This is a genomic window from Streptomyces sp. NPDC048352, assembly GCF_040651895.1.
Taxonomy (GTDB): domain Bacteria; phylum Actinomycetota; class Actinomycetes; order Streptomycetales; family Streptomycetaceae; genus Streptomyces.
This window is the reverse complement of sequence record NZ_JBEZKZ010000076.1, coordinates 16823-36312: the sequence shown is the minus strand read 5'-3', so window position 1 is coordinate 36312 and position 19490 is coordinate 16823. Positions and strand designations below refer to the sequence as shown.

Sequence of the window (19490 nt, the reverse complement as noted above, 5' to 3'; positions counted from 1 at the left end):
TCGGCGGTACGCCGCCCGACCGCATCCACCACGACCCGTTCGAAACGCCCGTCCTGGCCAGGCCCTGACCCCCGCACCTCCGGTCAGGCCCCGCCTCCTCCCGGCGGTGCTGGAGTACCTGCGCGGGACGCGCGAACTGGTGGAGGCCCAGCGGGCCGTCCTGCTGGGGTACCTGGGGGCGGGGGAACCCCCGCGGCCCGCGACGGGCACCGGGTCCGGTGCGCCGGTCGAACCGTTCGCCCGCCTCGGCGGCGGGATCCCGGCCGCCCCCGTACCCGTACCGCCCGCCGCGGACGGGCCCGAGGCGGGCCGGGCGGCCGGTCCGGGCGCACCGCGCACGGCCGAGGAGGTGATGGACGCGGTCCTGGAGATCGTCCACACCCGGACCGGCTACCCCAGGGACATGCTCGATCCCGGGCTCGACCTGGAGGCGGACCTGTCCATCGACTCCATCAAACGGGTGGAGATCATCGGCGCCCTGGCCGACCGGATCCGACTCCCCCGGGAACCGGGCGGCTCCACCGGATCCGCCGTCGAGGAACTGTCCCGGATCAAGACCCTGAGCGGGATCGTGGACTGGATCGTCTCCCGCGCGCCCGCCACCGCTCCCGGACCGGGGCCCGCCGCGGCCGGCGGTCCGGCGCCGGCCCCCTTGCAGCGGCTGCGGGTCGAGGCGGTCCCCGTGGCGGCGGCCGCCGGGGACCCGATGGCCCTGCGGGGCCTGCGGATCGGGATCGTCGGGGACGGCCAGGGCCTGGCACGGGCGCTCGCCGGGGCGCTGCGGGAACGGGGCGCCGAGGTGCGTCCCCTCGCGGCGGCGGAGGCCGGGTGCGACGGGATCGTCGACCTATCGGCGCTGCGGGGCGGGACCGAACCGGTGCTGCCCGGGGCCTTCGCGGGGCTGCGGCAGGCACTGGCCGGCGGGGTGGGCCGGCTGCTCCTGGTCACGGCGCCCGCGCCCGGCACGGCCGGGGCCGGGCTGCACGGCTTCGCCCGCAGCGCGGCGCTGGAGTTCCCCGGCACGCTGCTCCGCGCCGTGGAGGTCCACCCCAAGGAGGACCCCGAGCAGACGGCCCTGCTGCTCCTCGCCGAGCTGGCCGACGGGCCGGGCGCGGCATCGCACGGGGCCGCCTCGGTCGGGTACGCCCCGGACGGCACCCGGTTCGCACGCCTGCCGGTGCCCGCCGACCCGCTGGGCGCGGCCGGAGGGGCCGTGCCCCTGGGCCCGGACTCCGTGGTCCTGCTCACCGGCGGGGCGCGCGGGATCACGGCCCGCACGGCTCTCGCGCTGGCCCGCGCCACCGGCTGCCACGTCGAGCTGGTCGGCCGTACGCCCGAACCGCCCGCCGAGGAGGACGCGTTCGGGCAGGCCCGGGACCGGGTGGCGCTGCGGGCCGCGCTGATCGCCTCGGGCCTGCGGACGCCGGCCGAGATCGAGGCGGCCGCGTCGGGGATCCTCGCCGGGCGGGAGGTACGGGCCGCGCTGGCCGGTCTCGCCGGCGCGGCGGCCTCCGTGCGCTACCACCGCGCCGACGTCACGGACGGGGCGGCCGTACGGGCCGTCGTGGCGGACGTACAGGCCCGGCACGGCCGGCTCGACGGGATCGTGCACGGGGCGGGTGTGCTGCGGGACGGGCTGCTGCACGAGAAGCAACCGGCGGACTTCGCCGCGGTGTTCGCCGCCAAGGTAACCGGAGCCCGCCACCTCGCGGCCGCCGCCGCCGAGCACGGGGCGTACCCGGCTCCCCGGTTCCTGGCCCTGTTCGGCAGTGTCGCCGGGGTGTACGGCAACCGCGGCCAGAGCGACTACGCCGCCGCCAACGACGCCCTGGACGTCCTCGCGCGCACCTGGGCGGAGTCCTTCCCGGGCCGGGTGCTGTCCGTCGACTGGGGCCCCTGGGCGGCGGAGGCGGGCGGGATGGTCACTCCCGAGCTGGAGCGCGCGTACGCCCGGCGCGGCATCCCGCTGATCGCGCCGGAGGCGGGTACCGCCGCGTTCCTCGCCGAACTCGCGCACGGGGACGACGTACAGGTGGTCCTGACGGCCGCCCCGCAGGAGGGGCGCGGCGATGAGTGAGCGGCTGCGGCGCGGCCCGCGCCCGACCGACGCGGCGATCGTCGGGATGGGCGCGGTGTTCCCCGGTGCGGGCGATCTGGCGGCGTACCGGCGCAACCTGTACGCGGGGGCCGACTGCATCGGTGAGGTCCCGCCGGAGCGCTGGGATCCCGAGGTGTACTACGACCCGGACGCCGCCGCCGGCCCGGCGGCCGGCGACCGGTTCTACTGCCGGCGCGGCGGCTTCGTCGACGGCCTGGCCGGCTTCGACCCGACGCGGTTCGGGATCATGCCGGCCGCCGTGGAGGGGGCCGAGCCGGACCAGATGCTGGCGCTCCGGGCGACGGCCGAGGCGATCGCGGACGCGGGCGGTGAGGAGCGGCTTCCGGCCGACCGGTCCCGGATCGGGGTGGTGCTGGGGCGCGGCGGTTTCATGGGGGTGGCCACCGCCCGCCTGGACCAGCGGGTGCGCACGGCCCACCAGTTGGCGCAGACCCTGCGGGAGCTGGCTCCGGAGCTCGGCGAGCGGCGGATCGCCGAGGTGCGGTCGGCGTTCCAGGACGCGCTGGGCCCGGAGCGACCGGAGGCGTCGATCGGGCTGGTGCCGAGTTTCACCGCCGCCCGGACCGCGAACCGGCTGGACTTCCGCGGCCCTGCCTACACCCTGGACGCGGCCTGCGCCTCCTCACTGCTGGCCGTGGACCAGGCGGTCGGGCTGCTGGCGGCCGGGCGCTGCGACGCGGTGGTCGCGGGGGCCGTGCACCACTGCCACATCGCCACGCTGTGGAGCGTGTTCACGCAGCTGCGGGCGCTGAGTCCGACCGAGCGGATCCGGCCCTTCGACCGGGGCGCGGATGGGACGCTGCTGTCCGAGGGCACCGGGGTGGTGCTGCTGAAGCGGCTGGCGGACGCGCAGCGGGACGGGGACCGGGTGTACGCGGTGGTCCGCGGGACGGGCGTGGCCGGGGACGGCCGGGCGGCGAGCCTGATGAGCCCGCTGGTCGCGGGCCAGGTACGGGCGCTGGAGCGGGCCTGGCGGGAGGCGGGGCTGGATCCGCGGGCGCCGGGCGCGCTGGGGCTGCTGGAGGCGCACGGTACGGGGACCCCGGTCGGGGACGCCGCCGAACTGGACACGCTGGCCCGGGTGTTCGGGCCGCCGCCGGCGGGCGGGCCGGAGATCGGCTTCGGGTCGGTCAAGTCGATGCTCGGGCACACCATGCAGGCCTCCGGTGTGGCCGGCCTGATCAAGGCGGCGCTGGCGGTGCACGACGGGGTCCTGCCGCCGACGCTGCACCTGGAGGACCCCCACCCCGGCCTGGCCCGGACCCGGATGCGGCCGGTGACGGCCGCCGCGCCGTGGGAGCGGGGGCCGGGCCCGCGGCGGGCCGGGGTCAACGCGTTCGGCTTCGGCGGGATCAACGCGCACGTGGTGCTGGAGGAGGCTCCGGCCGCCGTCCGGGCGGTGCCGCCGGTGCGCCGGTTCCTGCCGCTGGGCGGTACGGGCGTGCCTGCGGGGCCGGGTGCCGCGGTGGCGGATGCGCTCGCGGGGGCGGGTGGTGCAGGGGGCCGGGGGGTGCCTGCGAGAGCGGGGGTGCCCGGGGGTGTCCTGCTGCTGGCGGCGGGGAGTGTGGCGGAGCTGTCGGCCCTGCTGGCGGCGCCCTCGCCGGTGTCCGGCGGGGAGGGGCCCTGCCGGGTCGCGGTGGCCGGCCCGACGCCGCAGCGGCTCGCGCTGGCCGCGAAGGCGGTGGCGCGGGGCCGGCCCTGGCGGGGCCGGGGTGACGTGTGGTTCACCCCCGAGCCGCTCGGCGGACGGGTGGCGTTCCTGTTCCCGGGTCTGGAGCCGGAGTTCGCACCGGTGGTGGACGACGTCGCCGACCGGCTGGGGCTGGCCCGGCCGCGCCTGATCCGGGGCGGCTCGCTGATCGAGCGGGCGCTGGACGCGATCGCCACGGGCCGCTTCTTCGCCCGGGCCCTGCCCCGCCTCGGCGTCGGGGCCGACGTGCTGGCGGGCCACAGCCTGGGCGAGTGGGCGGCGATGGTGGCCGCCGGCATGTATCCCGAGGAGGCGGCCGACGCCTTCCTCGACTCGCTGCGGCCCGGTTCGCTGAAGGTCCCCGACCTGGTGTACGCGGCGCTGGGCTGCGGTGCCGGGCGGGCACGGGCGGCCCTGCACGGACTGGACGGGGTCGTGGTCAGCCACGACAACTGCCCCCACCAGTCGGTGATCTGCGGCGGTCCCGACCAGGTGGCGGAGGCCGTCGCGCGGCTGCGCGGCGAGGGGGTGCTCGGGCAGGAGCTGCCGTTCCGCTCCGGCTTCCACACCCCGATGTGGGAGCCCTACCTCGGCCAGGTCCGGGCCGCCTTCGGGCGGCTGCCGCTGGAGCCGGCCGTCCTCCCGGTCTGGTCGGCCACCACCTGCGCGCCGTTCCCCGGCGCCGCAGGGGACGTACGGGAGCTGGTGGTACGCCATCTGCTGGAACCGGTGCGCTTCCGCGAGCTGACCCTGCGCCTGTACGAGGAGCAGGGCGTCCGCGGCTTCGTTGCGCTGGGCCCCGGAAGCCTCACGGGCTTCGTCGAGGACACCCTGCGCGGCCGGCCCCACCTCGCGGTGTCCACCTCCTCCCCGCGCCTGCCGGGCCTGGCGTCGCTGACCCGCATGTGCGCCGCGCTCTGGGCGGAGGGCCACGCGCCGCGCTGGGACCTGCTGACCGGGCCCATGGCCGACGCCGGAGCCGTGGCCGCGGCCGGCACCGGTGTCGTAGCCGCGCCCGGCGCCCGAGGCGTGGCCGCGAGCGGTGCCCGAGCCGTGGCCGCGAGCGGTGTGGGTGCCGGGTCCGGAACCGGTGCCGGCCGGCCGGTGCCCGCCGGGCCGGTGCCCGCCGGGCCGGAGCCCCGCGGTGTCACCCTCGACCTCGGCTCGCCGCTGGTCCGGCTCGGCGAGGCGGCCCGCACGGCTTTGGGCGGCGGCCTCCTCACCCCGGCCCCGCACCCCGCTCCCGCGGGCCCCGCCGCGGACGCCGGGCGGCCGGCCCTGCTGTGCGCCCTGGACGCGGTCCTCGGCGACACCGGCGCGGCGGCCCGCAGCGTCGCCGAGGCGTGGGCGGCCGGACGGCGGGCCGCCCCCGGGGACGGGGTCACGGGCCGGCACTCCCTGCGGCTGTCGCTGGCCGCGCTGCCCTTCGTACGGGACCACTGCGTGTACCTCCAGCCGGACGACTGGCCCGAGGACTCCGACCGGTTCCCCGTCGTGCCCATGACCACCATGCTGGAGCTGGCGGCCGACGCCGCCCGGCGCTACGCGCCCGCCGGCCTGGCGGTCACCGGGTACGAGGACGTACGGGCCCTGCGGTGGCTGCCCGTCGAACCGGCCCTGGACGTGGAGGTGCTGGTCCGGGAGGAGGGCCCGGGCCGGTTCCGTGTCACCCTCGGGGAGTACGCCTCGGTGGTCGTGCTGCTCGGCGACCGGTACCCGGCGCCGCCCGCCCCCGACACCGCCGCACTGCGCGAGCCGGGGCCCGCTCCCGTCAGCGCAGCCGCCCTCTACCGGGACCGGTGGATGTTCCACGGCCCGCGCTTCGCCGCCGTGCACGAGGTGCGGACCGTCGGCGCGGACGGGATCGAGGGGGTCCTGCGGGCGCTCCCCGACCCGGGGGCCCTGCTCGACGCGGCGGGCCAGCTGTTCGGGCACTGGATGCAGCTGAGCCTGCCGGTGGACCGGCTGGTCTTCCCGGCGACCGTGGACCGCGTCCGGTTCTGCGGCCCGCCGCCGGCCCCGCACGAGCTCGTCGGGGCCACGGCCCGGATCCGCGAGGTCCGCGACGTCACCGTGCGCGGTGACATCGAGCTGCGCCGGCCGGACGGGACGGTGTGGGCCCGGATCGAAGGGTGGACGTACCGCCGGTTCGGTGCCGACGAACGGGTCTGGCCGATGAAGTTCACCCCGGAGGTCTGCGGCATCGGCGAGCCGCAGCCCGGGGGCTGGTGCCTGGCCCGCCGGCGCTGGAGCGATCCCGCCTCGCAGGAACTGGTCATGCGCCGCTACCTGGGCGCCGCCGAACGGGCCGCTTACGAGCGGCTGTCGCCGCGTGCCCGGGCGCCCTGGCTGCTCGGCCGGATCGCGGCCAAGGACGCGCTGCGGCAGCTGCTGTGGGACGGCGGCGCCGGGCCGGTGTTCCCGGCGGAGGTGCCGGTCGGCAACGACCCGGCGGGCCGCCCGCTGGCGCGGGGCCCCCTCGCCGCCGGGTTCCGGCTGACGATCGCCCACAAGGACCGGATCGCCGTCGCCCTCGCCCATCGCACCCGGGCGGTCGGGATCGACGTGGAGCCGGTGACCGCCGACCCGGACGCGCTGGTCCGCATCGCCCTGGCACCCGGTGAACTCGCCCTCGCCGAAGCGCTGGCGGGTACCCGGGGAACCGGCCTGCCGGCCGCCCTCACCGCCCTGTGGTGCGCCAAGGAGGCCGCCGCCAAGGCGGAGGGCTCCGGGCTCGGCGGCCGGCCGCGCGACTGGCGGGTGACCGGTGACCCGGACGGCGCCGGCCTGCTGGTGCGGTCCCCGGACGGACTCCCGTACGCCGTACGCACCACCCTGGCCGACACCTCGACCCCCGACCACGTGGTCGCCTGGACCGACCACGGCACCTCCCCCGCCGTCCCCTTCCCCCTCACGGAGACCCGCCATGGGAAATGACATCCTGACCGAGATCACCGGCATGCTGGTGGAGATCGTCGGCGACGACCACCTCCTCGCGGACGAGGTCACGATGAAGACGACCTTCAACGAGGACCTCGCCCTGGAGAGCATCGAGTTCGTCGCCCTCGCCGAGGCGCTGCACCACCGCTACGGCGCGGGGGTGGACCTGATGGGGTTCCTGGCGGAGAAGGACATGGACGCCATCCTCGCCATGTCCGTCGGTGAACTCGTCACCCACATCGGGCAGGTCACGCACGCCTCCCTCGCCCGCAGCGCCTCGGGGAGCAGCTCCTCCGCGGCGACCGCGGCCGGCTGAGCCGGCCATGGCCTTCGTCCGCGCGGGTTCCCTGCGCTTCCACGTCCAGCGGCTGCCGGCCGCCGCCACGGCCGGCCGCGGCCGGCCCCTGGTGGTGTTCCTCCACGGCCTCGTCGTCGACAACCTGTCCTCCTTCTACTGCCCGGTGGCCCTTCCCGTCGCCCGGGCCGGCCACGAGGTGCTGCTCTACGACCTGCGGGGCCACGGCCTCACCGAGCGCCCGGCCGACGGCTACGACAGCCGCACCGCCGTACGGGACCTCCTGGCGGTCCTCGGCGCGCTCGGCCTCGGCCGGCGTCCCGTCCACCTGGTCGGCAACAGCTACGGCGCGACGCTGGCGCTGCACGCCGCCCTGGCCCGGCCCGACCTCGTCACCGGCCTCACCCTCCTCGAACCGCCGCTCAGCGGGGCATGGGTGGAGAACATGGTGGACACCCTGTCGGCGGCCGCGCTCAGCCTGGAGGACAGTCCGGTGCCCGCGGAGCTGCTCGGGCTGCGGCTGCGCAAGGCCGCCCGCCTCACCGCCATCGCCGACGACCTGCTCAACCGCACCACCCTGGTCGACGACATCGCCGCGAGCCGCACCTTCACCCCGGCCGACTACGCCCGGCTGCGCTGCCCGGTCCTGATCGTCTGCGGCGAGCACTCCGAACTGGTTCCGGGGGCCCGGGAGCTGGCCCGCCACGCCCCGCGGGCGGCCCTGCGCGTCCTGCCGGGCCTGGGGCACGACGTCCTGAAGGAGAGCAGCGGGGTGCTGCGGGAATCCGTACTGGCCCACCTCGACGCGACGGCCGTCGCCGCGGCGGCCGCGGCGAGGGCCCGGCGCCGGACGGGAGCGCTGGTCCGATGAGGGTGCTGTTCACGGTGCCGCCGCTGGCGGGGCACGTCAATCCGACGGTGGCCGTCGGGGCCGAACTGGCCTCGCGGGGCCACGAGGTCGCCTGGACCGGGCCGGCCGGGGCGCTGGCCGGGCTGCTGCCCCCGTCGGCCCGGATCCTGTCCGCCGGGGAGCGGGCGGACGGCGGCGGCTACGCCGCGCTGCACGAGCGGTGGCGCGATCTGCGCGGGGTGGGCGCGCTGCGGTTCCTGTGGGAGGAGGCCCTGGTGCCGCTGGCCCGGGCGATGGTGCCCGGGGTGGCCCGGGCGGTGGAGGCCTTCGCGCCGGACGTCATGGTCTGCGACCAGCAGGCCCTGGCCGGGCCGCTGGTCGCCCGGCGGCTCGGCGTGCCGTGGGTGACGTCGGCCACCACCTCGGCCGAACTCACCGGGCCCTTCGCGGACTTCCCGAAGGTCGGGGAGTGGGTGGCCGACCGGGTCGCGGGGCTGCTCGCCGAGTTCGGGGAGGGCGGCGAGGGCTGGGACCCCCGCTTCTCGGAGCTGCTGGTGCTGGTCTTCTCGACCCCGGAGCTGCTGGGCTCCGGCTCCCGCTCCGGCCCGCAGTACGCCTTCGTCGGCCCGGCCTTCGGGGCGCGTCCGGCCGCGCCCGGCTTCCCCTGGCGGCGGCTGGACCCGCGGCGGCGGCGGGTGCTGGTCTCCCTGGGCACCCTCAACCAGGAGGCGGGCGCCCGCTTCTACCGGGCGGTGCTGGGAGCCGCCGAGCGGCTCGCCGACGAGGTGCAGCTGGTCCTGGCCGCGCCCGCGGAGCTGGTCGGTGAGGTACCCGGTCACGTCCTGCTCCAGCCGAGGGTCCCCCAGCTGGAGCTGCTGCCGCACCTGGACGCGGTGGTCTGCCACGGCGGCCACAACACCGTCTGCGAGGCCCTCGCGTACGGGCTGCCGCTCGTGGTCGCCCCGATCCGCGACGACCAGCCGATCGTGGCCCGGCAGGTGGCCGCGGCCGGGGCCGGGGTCCGGGTGCGGTTCGGCCGGACCGGGGCCGAGGAACTGCGCGACGCGCTCACGGCCGTGCTGGACGATCCCGGACCCCGCCGGGCCGCCCGGCGGATCCAGGCCTCATTCGCCGCGGCCGGCGGGGCAGCCGCCGCGGCCGACCGGTTGGAGAAGCTGCTATGACGCCACCTCCGCTCACCCGGGTCCGCTGGACCTCCGCGGTGCTGCTGGCCGCGCTCGGCGCCGGCACCGTACGGGCCGGCCGCAGGCTGCGGGCGATCCCGGTGCTGCCGGCCGCCCCGCCCGTCTCGGCCGGGGTGCCCGGCGCCGCCGGGTGGCGGCTGCTGACCGCCCGGGGGGTGGAGCCGGGCGCGGCCGTCTTCCTCGCGGCCTGCGCGTACGCGGACCGGGAGGGGCTGCGGGTGCTGGACCTGCTGCCCGCGGACCTGCCGGCCGAGCGGGTGCTGGGGCTGCTGCGGCTGGTGGACCCCGCCCGGTACCGGGGGGACCGGCTCGGGGAGGGGCGCGGGGCCGGGTTCGCGGTGCTCGTCGCCGAGGAGGTGCTGGAGCGGGCCGGGGTGGAAGCCGGCGGCCGGGCACCGGAGCCGGCGGAACTCCTCGCGCTGACCCGGCGTGTGAAGGAGTACGCCGCCGGGGCCACGGGGCTGGCCATCGCCCCGGGACTGAGCTGCGGCACGCCGCCCGGGAGCGCCGGGCGGGCCGCCGAGCTGCGGGCACAGGGGCTGCCGGCGGGGGCGCTGGCCGCCGCCCAGCTGTCGGGGCTGGCGCTGCTCGCCGCCGTCGCGGTACGCCAGGGCCGGTGGGGGGCGGCCGCGGCCGGGCTGTACTGGCTCCAGCCGTACCTGGCCCTCGGCGGGCCCGGCTCCCCGCTGCGTCCCGCCGATCTGGGCCGGGCCACCGCCGCCCGGCCGGTACGCTCCCTCGGCGCCGGCCTGCGTACCGCCGTGGCGGCGGGGCGCGGCCGGTCCGGGGGTGCGGGCACCGCCGCGGAGGCGGCCGCCGCGTACCGGGCCGAACTCGCGGGGGGCACCGACCGGTTCTTCGAGGCACGGCGCCCCGACTGCCCCTGGTGCGGCTCGGGGCCGCTCGCGGTCCGGGTGCGGGTGCCGGACCTGCTCCAGGGCAAGCCGGGCACCTTCGCGCTGGAGCGGTGCGCGGCCTGCGGGCACGTCTTCCAGAACCCCCGGCTGACCGTCGAGGGGCTGGAGTTCTACTACCGCGACTTCTACGACGGGCGCGGCGGTGAGGGCGCCGGCACGGTCTTCGGGCGGCTCGGCGGCTCCTACCGGCGCCGGGCCGAGATGCTGCGGGCCCACGCCGACCCGGCGTCCTGGCTCGACGTCGGCACCGGGCACGGCCACTTCTGCAACGCGGCGCGCGAGGTCTGGCCGCGGACCCGCTTCGACGGCCTGGACATGGGAGAGGGGGTCTGCGGTGCGGAGCGGCGCGGCTGGGTGGAGACGGGCTACCAGGGGCAGTTCCCCGAGTTCGCCTCGAAGCTGGCGGGCCGGTACGAGGTGGTCAGCATGTACCACTACCTGGAGCACACCCGGGATCCGCTCGCGGAACTCGACGCGGCGGCCACCGTCCTCGCACCCGGCGGCCACCTGGCCGTCGAGGTCCCCGACCCGGAGTCGCGGATGTCACGGCTGCTGGGTCCGGCGTGGCTGCCCTGGTTCCAGCCGCAGCACCAGCACCTGATCCCGGCTGCGAACCTGCGGGAGGCGCTGGCCGACCGGGGGTTCACCGTGCTGGCCGAGGAGCACGGCCCGGCCCACCAGGGCAACGACTTCTTCGGGGCGGTGGCGCTGACCGTGACGCGGCTGGCCCCCGATCCGGACCGGCCGTGGGGGCCGCCGCCCACCGCGCGGGCGCGGGCGCTGGCCCGGGCCGTACGGGTGGCGGCCGTGCCGTGCTTCGCCGCGGCGGCGGTGCTCGACGCCCTGCGCACGGCGGCGGCCCGCCACACCGACGGCGGCAACGCCTACCGGATGCTGGCCCGCAAGGACGCCCCGTGACGGCCGCCGGCCGGGCGGGCACGCCGCCCGCGCCCTCCGGCCCCCCGGCCTCCGCTCCCCCGGCCTCCGGCCCCGCCGGGGGTGACCTGGCCCGGCGGGCCACCGCCGACCCGCTGTTCCGGCTGGTCGCCTACGCCCTCGAAGCCGCACACGGCCGGCCCCCGGCCGCCGTCTGGAGCGCTCCCCACGCCTTCCACCTGGGCTCCCCCGGACTCGTCGCGGCGGCCGGCTGGCCGACGGCGGCCGCCGCGGCCCCGCGTACCGACGGCCTGGTCCGGCTCAGCTCCCTCGGGCACCCCGCCGACAGCTGCGACCTGCCGCTGGCCCCGTCCGGGCCGCCGCCCGACGCACCCGCCTGGGCCGCGCGGCCGTACGCGGTGCTGCGGGCGCTGGCCGATGCGGGCTATGGCCGCGGCGGGACGGACCTGCACGTCCAGGGCTCGCTGACGGCGGCCGCCGGGCTCGCCACGGCGGAACCGGCCGACTGCGCGGTGGCGCTGGCCGTGGCCGACGTCCACCCGCCGCCGGGCGCGGAGCCGGGTGCCGGGCCCGACCGGGAAGGGCTGGCCCGGCTGCTGGCCGGGGCGCTGCCGGACGGGGACGACGCGCTGCGCCGGGCGGTGCTCTTCGCCCGGCCCGGGGAGGCCCTGCTGCCCGGCGCGGAGCCCGGGCCGCGGCGGCGGTACGTCACCTTCGACCCCGCCGCGTCGGGGGCACGCCTGGTGCTCGTCGCCGTTCGGGGCGAATCGGCGGACCGGCCGCGGGAGTTGGCCCGGGCCGTCGCCCTCGCCCGCCGGGCGGGGGCCCTGAGCGCCTGGCCGCCCGGGGGGCGGCCGGAGCGGAGCGTACTGGTGCTGCTGCCCGAGGCCCGGCTGGCGGCGGTGCGGGCGGCGGTCGCGGAGGACTTCCGCGGCCGAGGGCGGCCCGTGCCGCGGTTCCTGAACATCTCGGTGGCGGGGGCCGCCCGGCGCGAGGAGTGACCGTCCGGCCCCGCCCCCTCCCCTTCGCACTCACCTTCACCTTCACCTTCACCGAGGAGGAACACCCCATGCCCCTTCCCTCGCCCGAAGCCCGCCCCAGACGCCGGACCGCCCGGCGCCCCGTCACCGTGGCCGCACTGGCCGCGTGCAGCGCGCTCGGCCTGCTGGGCGCCTTCACCGTCGCCAACTCCCAGGCGGCAGAGAGCGGTTCCGCGGCCCCGGCGGCGGCCGCCGCGCTGCCCTCGTACGACCACGTGGTGGTCGTCGTGTACGAGAACAAGCAGTACGGGGAGATCATCGGCAGCGCGAACGCCCCGTACATCAACCAGCTGGCCGGCGGCGGCGCGAGCCTGACCGGCATGAAGGCGCTGACCCACCCGAGCCAGCCGAACTACTTCAACCTCTTCTCCGGCTCCACCCAGGGCATCACCGGCGACGGCTGCTACACCCCGCAGTCGATGACGGCGGCGAACCTCGGCCAGGAGCTGATCGCGGCCGGCAGGACCTTCGCCACCTACAACGAGGACCTGCCGGCGGAGGGTTCCACGGCCTGCACGAGCGGCCAGTACGCGCAGAAGCACAATCCGTGGTTCGCCTTCAAGAACGTGCCGCTGAACACCGGCAAGACCTGGGCGCAGTTCCCGCAGAACGACTTCGGGGCCCTGCCGGACCTGTCGTTCGTCGTCCCCAACCAGTGCAATGACATGCACTCGTGTTCGGTCGGTACGGGTGACACCTGGACGAAGAACAACATCGACGCCTACGCACAGTGGGCGAAGGCCCACAACAGCCTCCTCGTGCTGACCTGGGACGAGGACAACTACCTGGGATCGAACCAGATCGCCACCGTCTTCTACGGGGCGAACGTGAAGACGGGCACGTACGCGGGCGCCTTCAACCACCACCACCTGCTGCGGACCTTCGAGGACCTGTTCGGCACGGCCACGCACGCCGGCAACGCGGCCGGCGTCGAGCCGATCACGGAGGTGTTCTCCGGATCCACGACGCCCACCCCGACCCCGACGCCCACCCCCACGCCCACCCCGGGTGATCTGAAGCTGGCCAACCCGGGCCCGCAGACCTGCAAGTTCAACCAGTCCTGCACCGTCCAGCTCACCGCCACCGGCGGCAAGGCCCCGGTCCGGTACGCGGCCACCGGCCTGCCCTGGGGTCTGAGCGTCGACGCCGGCACCGGACGGATCAGCGGCAAGCCCTGGGGCAGCGGCACCGTCCAGATCACCGCGACGGCCACCGACGCCGCGGGCACCACCGTCACCGCCGCGTTCCCGCTCACCGTCAACTGGTTCTGAAGGAGGCATCCGTGTCCCTGTCGGCCGGCCGGGGCTCTGCCGTTCGGGTGACGCACCGCCACGTCTGCGCCCCCGGGCCCGTTACCAGCACGACTTCCCCGATCCGGGGCTCGTTTCGGCTACAGCGAAGGAAAGTTCTCGAATGCTGAAGAAGATGATGATCACCGCAGCAGCCACCGCCGCCGCCGTCGGCGCGGGTGCCGCCGTCGCCGCACCGGCCATGGCCGTCGGCAACGACAACGGGATCAACACCGTCAACGGCAATGGTGCTGAGCAGATCTACGGCAACCAGAAGACCGAAGGTGAACTCAGCCCCCAGCTCGGCCTGGTCCAGGGCACCCTGAACAAGCCCTGCATCGGCCTGCCGGTCAAGGTCAACGCGCAGTCGATCCTCGCCCTGGTCAACGTCGGTGTCCAGGACATCAACGTCCTGTCCAACCCGCAGAACCAGCAGTGCACCGAGAACTCCACCCAGGCCAAGGGCGACGAGCCGCTCTCCCACATCCTGAGCAACATCCCGGTCCTCTCGGGCAACCTGTCCGCGGGCAGCTGACCAACGGCCACCCGCCGTTGAGCGGGCCGGTCGTGGGCGTCCGCACGAACACCCACGGCCGGCCCGTCGGCATGCCCGGGCACGGCTCCGGCCGGCCCTCCCCGTGCGGCCCACCCGCCTCGACGGACGCCCACCCACCGCGCGACGGCCTGCGGCGGGGGGCCACAATGGCGTGATGGCGACGAGGGCGACGAGGGCGACGATCATGGTGCCGCGCCGGCTGCGCGCCCTGGGGGTGGCGGCCGCGCTGCTGGCCTGCGGCACCGTCAGCACGGCGTGTGCGTCCGGTGAGCGGCCGGGCGCTCCCCGCGCGCAGCCCCTCACCGAGGCCGAGCTGATGTCCGTCCTGCCCTCCGGGCACGACCTTCCGGGCTACGCCGCCACCCCGCGCCCACCGGCCCCGGCCCCCTCTCCTGCGGCCGTGCCCAACGCCCTGGCGCCGGGAAGTCCCGCGCAGTGCGCGGACCTCGTCGACTTCGAGCTGGACCACGGGCTCCGGCACCGGCCGGCCGCCAGGGTCGTGGCCGACGTGTCGCCGCGCGGGAACCCTTCCGGCGGGCCCCCGCAGAGGCGCTTCCGCACGCTCCACTCCGTGTCGCTGGCGAGCCACACCGTCGGGGAGGCGTCGGGGGTGATGGACTCGCTCAGGAAGGCCGTGCCGCTGTGCGGCACGTTCGTCGCGTACACCCTCGCCTACGGCGGGCAGGACGCCCGCATCCGCGTCGGCGCGCTGCCCGCGCCGGCCGCGGGGGACGAAGCGGTCGCGTTCGACTGGACCGTGGAGGGCAACGCGATGGACGAGACGGTGCCCCTCACGGTCGTGCGTACCGGCGGGGTGATCGCCGTGTACTCCGGCGCGGTCCCGGCCGGGATCCCGCAGGGGCAGCACCGCCGGCTGCGGGCCTTCCTCTCCGGCTCCCCGGGCTGACGGCGTCCGGTCGGCCCCTCACGACCGGGTGGAAGGCAATCCGCCGGTCAGGAGCGGGCGTTCGGGCGCCGGGGCGGGGACCGGGACCGGCTGCCTGGCGGGCCGGGCGGCGGGCGCGGCGGCCTCGCTCCAGAGGCTGAGGTAGCGCTCGCCGGTGTCGGGCAGGATCGTGACGATCGACGCGCCGATGTAGTCCGGGTGCGCGGCCAGCCGGGAGCAGGCGTGGGCGACGGCGCCGGAGGAGACGCCGACGAAGACGCCCTGCTCGCGGGCGAGCGAGCGGGCGCCCGCCATGGCGTCCTCGTCCGAGACGGTCACGACGCTGTCGATCAGGGAGACGTCGGTGGTGGGGGCGACGAAGCCGCCGTTGAGGCCCGGGATCCGGTGCAGGCCGCCCTCGCCCTGTGAGAGCACCGGGGAGTTCTCCGGCTCGACCGCGACGACGCGGATCTCCGGGTTCTGCTCCTTCAGGTACCGCGCGACGCCGCTGAGGGTGCCGCCGGTGCCCACGCCGCAGACCAGCACGTCGATCTGGCCCGCCGTGTCGGCCCAGATCTCGGGGCCGGTGGTCTCGTAGTGGGCGCGCACGTTGTCGGCGTTCTCGTGCTGGCAGGCGAACCAGGAACCGGGGGTCGCCGCGTACAGTTCCTCGGCCTTGGCGATCGCCCCGGGGTAGCCGGCGTCGCGGGGGGTCTGCACGACCTCCGCACCGAGCGCCCGGAGCAGGGCGACGCGCTCGGCGGTGGCGCTGTCGGGGAGGACGATGACGCAGCGGTAGCCGCGGGCCGCGCAGAGGGCGGCCAGGGATATGCCCGTGTTGCCGGAGGTCGCCTCGATGACGGTGCCGCTGCCGGGGGTCAGCTCCCCGCGCTCCTCGGCGGCGCGCAGCATGTACAGGGCCGCCCGGTCCTTGCTGGTGGACATCGGGTTGGCGGACTCCAGTTTGGCCAGTACCTCGGCGCCCGGAGCGGAGTCGTCGAAGCGCAGGCGGATCAGCGGGGTCGAGCCGACCAGGTCCGCGATGCTGTCTGCGATGCGGCGTGTCTCACGGCTTTCCACGTGTGGTTCCTCACAAGTCGGGTCGTACGTACGGCCGCGTGATCGCCGTCCGGCGGTGCGGCCTTCGTGGGGGGTTCGTTCGCCGGGGCGGTCCCCGGTGGTACGGGAACGCGGGGCCGGGGCGCCGCGGCTACCAGGAGCCGGCCGAGGCCGTCACCGCGTACAGGTCCTCCATGGGCTGCGGCCGCTCGCCGACCGGCTTGATCACGGCGGTCGCGGCGAGCACCCTGGCGCCCGCGGGGACGTCCTTGTTCACGAGGGCCTGGGCGCCGATGACGGCGTGCGCGCCGATGGTGACCGGCCCCAGCACGGTCGCGTTGGTACCGAGTACGACGTGGGCGCCCACCACCGGGTGCCTGCGGTCCCCCTCGGGGCGGTTGTTGTCGCTCCACCAGCCGACCGCTCCCAGCGTGACCTGGTGGTAGATGGTCACGTCGTCCCCGACGACGGCCGTCTCGCCGATCACCACGGCCGCTCCGTGGTCGATGAACACCCGGCGGCCGAGCACCGCACCGGGGTGGATCTCCACGGAGGTGCTGCGGCGGGCCTTCCAGGCGATGAGCCCCGCGATCATGCGGTGTCCGCGCCGGTGCAGCCGGTGCGCGATCCGGTGGGCCCACAGGGCGGGCAGGGCCGCGTGCAGCAGCGCCTCGCGGCGGTTGCGCATGGAGGGGTCGCGGGCGACGACCACCTCCAGGTCCTCCTTCATGATCCGGAACAGGCCCGGCTGCGCCGCCGCCATCAGACCAGCACCTCCGCCCGGTCCTGGATCGGGGTGAGCTCGGCGACCAGGGCCCGGGTCAGGCTCTCCAGCCGGCCCACGAGCTCCGGGTCGGTGTAGCGGCCGTCCTGGGTGGCGAGCGTGCCCGCGCGGGCGACGGCGACCGGGTCGTGCCGGACGACGCGCGCGCCGCAGCGGCCGAGTACGCCGATCAGGCCGGCCTGGGCGTCGAGGGCGCCGCGCGCTCCGGGAGAGGCGCTGACCACCGCGACCACCTTGCCGGTCAGCGGACTTGGGTGCTCGCCCTGCGCCCGGGACAGCCAGTCCAGCGCGTTCTTCAGGGCGCCGGGCATCTCGCCGTTGTAGGAAGGCGTGCTGATGACCAGCGCGTCCGCGCCGGTGACCAGCTCCTTGGCCGCCCGGACGGCCGCCGAGCCGCCGGCGCGCTCCAGCGCGGCCTCGTAGAAGGGCAGTCCGCCGACGGGGAGCAGCACGCTCTCGTGCCCGCCGGGCAGGTTGTCGAGGATGTGGCGCACGGTGGCCAGGACGGCGGTGTTCACCGAGTCCCCGCGGGTGCTGCCGGAAATCAGAACGATCTTCACTGGTGGAACTCCTTCTCCTCAGCCTTCCGGTCGGCAGGCCTCCGACTGGTCGAGCCGCACGCCTGCGTTCCGGGCCCCCGGGGCGCTGCCCGTCCGCCGCGCGGCCTCGGGGCGTGCCGGCCGGGGCACCGGGGTGCGTCGAGCGGGACGGTCCGGCCCGCGTCCTGGACGTAACCGTCTCAGCCCGCACCGATGCGGTGCTCGACTGCGGCTCGTGCCCCGGCGGAGGGCCGCTCCAGTCGCGGCCGCGGCGTGCCGGGCCGGCGGTCGCGGGTGATGCTGGTGGCATGGGTGGCGTTCGCGCGGTGCGGCTGCCGGCCGGCTACGCGGCGGCGGGGCGGCGCTCGGTGCGGGTCACGCTGGCGGGCGGCGCGGGGTTCTACCTGTTCCTGTACGGGTTCGGCTCGACCGTCGCCGCGACGTACGCGCTGTTCGCCGCCGTCGCCCTGGCGGGTCTGTCGCACGTCCCCGGCACCGGCCGGCAGCGCGCGGCGGTGCTGCTGCGGCTGGTGCCGGCCTGCTGGGTGCTGATCACGATCGGCACCTACCTGTCGGTGCGGACCTGGAGCGCGGTGGCGGGGATGCTGGCGGCCGGGTTCGCGCTGGCCTTCGTGGCGGTGGGCGGGCCGCGGGCGGCGGGGGCAGGGCCGGGGCTGCAGCTGATGTACATCCTGCCGTCCTTCCCGCCCTTCGATCCCGGCTCGCTCGGGGAGCGGCTGGCCGGTGCGACGGTGGGCCTCGCGCTGCTGGTGCTCGCGGAGGCGTTCCTGCTGCCCGACCCGCCGGCCGTCCCCTACCGGGAGTTGGCCGCGCGGGCCGCGGAGTGCGCGCAGGGGTGCGCGGACGAGCTGGCCGTGCCGCCGTACGCGCTGTCGCGGGCGCGGGAGCGGCGGGCGGCGGAAGCGGCGACGGGGTTGCGGCCCTCCCGGGTCCCGGAGGCGGAGCGGCCTGCGGGGCCGGGCCTGCGGGACCGCGCGCTGGCTCACACCGGTCTGGCGGCCCGCACCCTGCTGGCCCGGCTGGCGGGGCTGCCGCCGGCCGGCGGCGGGCCGGGGCGGGCGGGGCTGGAGGTGCTGGACGCGGTGCGGAACTGCGCCCGCGAGACGGCCGGCCTGCTGCGGGGCCGGGCGGGTGCGGAGCGGGCGGCGCCCGGGCGGTTCTGGTACGCGCGGATGAGCGCGCCGCGGCTGTGGTGGCACCGGCTGGCGGGGCACGCCGAGCGGAGGTCGGTGTTCTTCCAGAACGCGGCGCGGCTCGCCCTGGCGCTGGCGGCGGCCCGGTTGATCGCCGGGGAGGACTCGCTGCCGCACGGGTTCTGGGTCCTGCTGGCGACGCTGACGCTGACCCGGACGACGGTGCGCGAGACCCGCGCCACGGTACGGGTCGCGCTGACCGGGACCCTGGTCGGCGCCCTGGTCGCGGCGGGACTGCTGACGCTGGCGGGGCCGGACACGGCCGTGTACGCGGCGGCGCTGCCGCCGTTGATGCTGGCCGCGTTCACGCTGGGGCCGGTCAAGGGGGTGGGGTGGGCGCAGGCGCTGTTCACGGTGCTCGTCGCCATGGTGTTCGCCCAGCTGGCGCCCGCCACCTGGCAGCTCGCCGAGTTCCGGCTGCTGGACGTGCTGGCCGGCAGCGCCGTCGGCGCGGTGTTCGGGCTGCTGGCCTGGCCCCGGGGGGCGCAGGACGAGCTGCGGCGGTCGGCGGCGGTGCTGCTGCGGGGCGCGGCGGAGATCGTGGTGGCCACGACCGCCCGCATCGCGGCGGGCGGGCTCCGGGAACCGGTCCTCGGCGCGCCGGGGCACCGGTCGTTGCAGCACGCGCTGATCCTGGCGGAGTCGGCGTACGCGCAGTACCAGAGCGAGCCGCACGGGCCGCCGTCGGCGCCCGGTGGCCGCAACGGGCACGGGGAGCAAGGGGAGCACGGACACGCCGGGCACGCCGGGAACGCCGACGGGCAGGACTGGCAGGCCACCCTGCTGGCGGGCCACCACGTCCTGTGGGGTGCGGACCGGCTGCTGGCGGTGCCCGCACCGGTCCTCGTACCGCCCCTGGAGCGGGAACCGGCGGCGGCGGTGACCCGGCTCGGGGACCGGGTGGCGGGGCGGATGCTCCTGGTGTCGGCGTGGCTCGACCCGGGCGGCGACACCCCGCACACGCCGGTCGCGCTGCGGGACCCGGACTTCGACGGCTTCGCCGCCGAACCGCCGGACGCGCCGCGGCTGTACTACGCGGCCGTGCTCTGGCTGGACTCCCTGCTGACGGACCTGGAGCGGATCACCGGCGAACCCGGGCAGCCGCCCCGGGACCGTCCCCCTCAGGGGGAACCGCGCGCCCGTGGAACGCCGGGCGTCCCCGTAGGGGTGACCGACGGTGCGCCTGCGTGAACCGGCGTGGCGGGCGCGC

Annotated in this window: 14 protein-coding genes; 11 read left to right on the top strand and 3 right to left on the bottom strand. The window is 76.9% G+C overall.

Annotated elements, in window-relative coordinates; genetic code table 11:
• Positions 1-106 precede the first annotated feature (106 nt).
• From AB0D45_RS28755 to AB0D45_RS28710, 10 genes are all read left to right on the top strand, one after another.
• The gene (locus tag AB0D45_RS28755; protein WP_362464316.1) at positions 107-2077 is read left to right on the top strand and encodes an SDR family NAD(P)-dependent oxidoreductase; all 1971 of its coding nucleotides are present in this window, start codon (positions 107-109) and stop codon (positions 2075-2077) included.
• Positions 2070-6746 (top strand): beta-ketoacyl synthase N-terminal-like domain-containing protein, encoded by a 4677-nt coding sequence (locus tag AB0D45_RS28750; protein WP_362464314.1) that lies wholly within the window; start codon positions 2070-2072, stop codon positions 6744-6746. The genes AB0D45_RS28755 and AB0D45_RS28750 overlap by 8 nt, the downstream gene beginning before the upstream one ends.
• Positions 6736-7065, top strand: coding sequence for an acyl carrier protein (locus tag AB0D45_RS28745; RefSeq protein WP_361610729.1), 330 nt, complete (start codon positions 6736-6738; stop codon positions 7063-7065). Before AB0D45_RS28750 ends, AB0D45_RS28745 begins: the two co-directional genes overlap by 11 nt.
• Before the next feature lie 7 nt (positions 7066-7072).
• Complete coding sequence (locus AB0D45_RS28740) at positions 7073-7915, top strand: alpha/beta fold hydrolase (RefSeq protein WP_362464311.1); 843 nt, start codon at positions 7073-7075, stop codon at positions 7913-7915.
• Positions 7912-9078 carry a glycosyltransferase gene (locus AB0D45_RS28735; protein ID WP_362464308.1) on the top strand — a complete coding sequence of 389 codons (1167 nt, stop codon included), beginning with the start codon at positions 7912-7914 and terminating at the stop codon, positions 9076-9078. The genes AB0D45_RS28740 and AB0D45_RS28735 overlap by 4 nt, the downstream gene beginning before the upstream one ends.
• Positions 9075-10934 carry a class I SAM-dependent methyltransferase gene (locus tag AB0D45_RS28730; RefSeq protein WP_362464306.1) on the top strand — a complete coding sequence of 620 codons (1860 nt, stop codon included), beginning with the start codon at positions 9075-9077 and terminating at the stop codon, positions 10932-10934. The genes AB0D45_RS28735 and AB0D45_RS28730 overlap by 4 nt, the downstream gene beginning before the upstream one ends.
• Positions 10931-11914, top strand: coding sequence for a galactokinase (locus AB0D45_RS28725; protein ID WP_362464304.1), 984 nt, complete (start codon positions 10931-10933; stop codon positions 11912-11914). Before AB0D45_RS28730 ends, AB0D45_RS28725 begins: the two co-directional genes overlap by 4 nt.
• A gap of 68 nt (positions 11915-11982) precedes the next feature.
• On the top strand, positions 11983-13224 hold the full coding sequence (locus tag AB0D45_RS28720; protein ID WP_362464302.1) for an alkaline phosphatase family protein: 1242 nt from the start codon (positions 11983-11985) through the stop codon (positions 13222-13224).
• A gap of 142 nt (positions 13225-13366) precedes the next feature.
• The gene (locus tag AB0D45_RS28715) at positions 13367-13777 is read left to right on the top strand and encodes a rodlin (RefSeq protein WP_362464299.1); all 411 of its coding nucleotides are present in this window, start codon (positions 13367-13369) and stop codon (positions 13775-13777) included.
• Positions 13778-13952: 175 nt separating this feature from the next.
• A complete protein-coding gene (locus tag AB0D45_RS28710) occupies positions 13953-14705 on the top strand; it encodes a hypothetical protein (protein WP_362464297.1) in 753 nt (250 codons plus the stop codon).
• Positions 14706-14723: 18 nt separating this feature from the next.
• Here AB0D45_RS28710 and AB0D45_RS28705 read toward each other — a convergent pair whose 3' ends face one another.
• The 3 genes from AB0D45_RS28705 to AB0D45_RS28695 form a co-directional block, all read right to left on the bottom strand.
• A complete protein-coding gene (locus tag AB0D45_RS28705; RefSeq protein WP_362464294.1) occupies positions 14724-15764 on the bottom strand; it encodes a cysteine synthase family protein in 1041 nt (346 codons plus the stop codon).
• 130 nt (positions 15765-15894) lie between these two features.
• Positions 15895-16506, bottom strand: a complete 612-nt coding sequence (epsC, locus tag AB0D45_RS28700; RefSeq protein WP_361607539.1) for a serine O-acetyltransferase EpsC — start codon at positions 16504-16506, stop codon at positions 15895-15897.
• Positions 16506-17087 carry an NADPH-dependent FMN reductase gene (locus tag AB0D45_RS28695; RefSeq protein WP_362464291.1) on the bottom strand — a complete coding sequence of 194 codons (582 nt, stop codon included), beginning with the start codon at positions 17085-17087 and terminating at the stop codon, positions 16506-16508. The genes epsC and AB0D45_RS28695 overlap by 1 nt, the downstream gene beginning before the upstream one ends.
• A gap of 287 nt (positions 17088-17374) precedes the next feature.
• Here AB0D45_RS28695 and AB0D45_RS28690 point away from each other — a divergent pair, with 287 nt between their 5' ends.
• Complete coding sequence (locus AB0D45_RS28690) at positions 17375-19471, top strand: FUSC family protein (RefSeq protein WP_362464288.1); 2097 nt, start codon at positions 17375-17377, stop codon at positions 19469-19471.
• Positions 19472-19490 lie beyond the last annotated feature (19 nt).

Excerpts from the sequence above, each read along its gene's own strand:
- AB0D45_RS28730 (WP_362464306.1), top strand. The coding sequence starts at position 9,075 with ATGACGCCACCTCCGCTCACCCGGGTCCGCTGGACCTCCGCGGTGCTG.
- epsC (WP_361607539.1), bottom strand. The coding sequence starts at position 16,506 with ATGGCGGCGGCGCAGCCGGGCCTGTTCCGGATCATGAAGGAGGACCTG.
- AB0D45_RS28710 (WP_362464297.1), top strand. The coding sequence starts at position 13,953 with ATGGCGACGAGGGCGACGAGGGCGACGATCATGGTGCCGCGCCGGCTG.
- AB0D45_RS28745 (WP_361610729.1), top strand. The coding sequence starts at position 6,736 with ATGGGAAATGACATCCTGACCGAGATCACCGGCATGCTGGTGGAGATC.
- AB0D45_RS28715 (WP_362464299.1), top strand. The coding sequence starts at position 13,367 with ATGCTGAAGAAGATGATGATCACCGCAGCAGCCACCGCCGCCGCCGTC.
- AB0D45_RS28720 (WP_362464302.1), top strand. The coding sequence starts at position 11,983 with ATGCCCCTTCCCTCGCCCGAAGCCCGCCCCAGACGCCGGACCGCCCGG.
- AB0D45_RS28735 (WP_362464308.1), top strand. The coding sequence starts at position 7,912 with ATGAGGGTGCTGTTCACGGTGCCGCCGCTGGCGGGGCACGTCAATCCG.
- AB0D45_RS28750 (WP_362464314.1), top strand. The coding sequence starts at position 2,070 with ATGAGTGAGCGGCTGCGGCGCGGCCCGCGCCCGACCGACGCGGCGATC.
- AB0D45_RS28690 (WP_362464288.1), top strand. The coding sequence starts at position 17,375 with ATGGGTGGCGTTCGCGCGGTGCGGCTGCCGGCCGGCTACGCGGCGGCG.
- AB0D45_RS28740 (WP_362464311.1), top strand. The coding sequence starts at position 7,073 with ATGGCCTTCGTCCGCGCGGGTTCCCTGCGCTTCCACGTCCAGCGGCTG.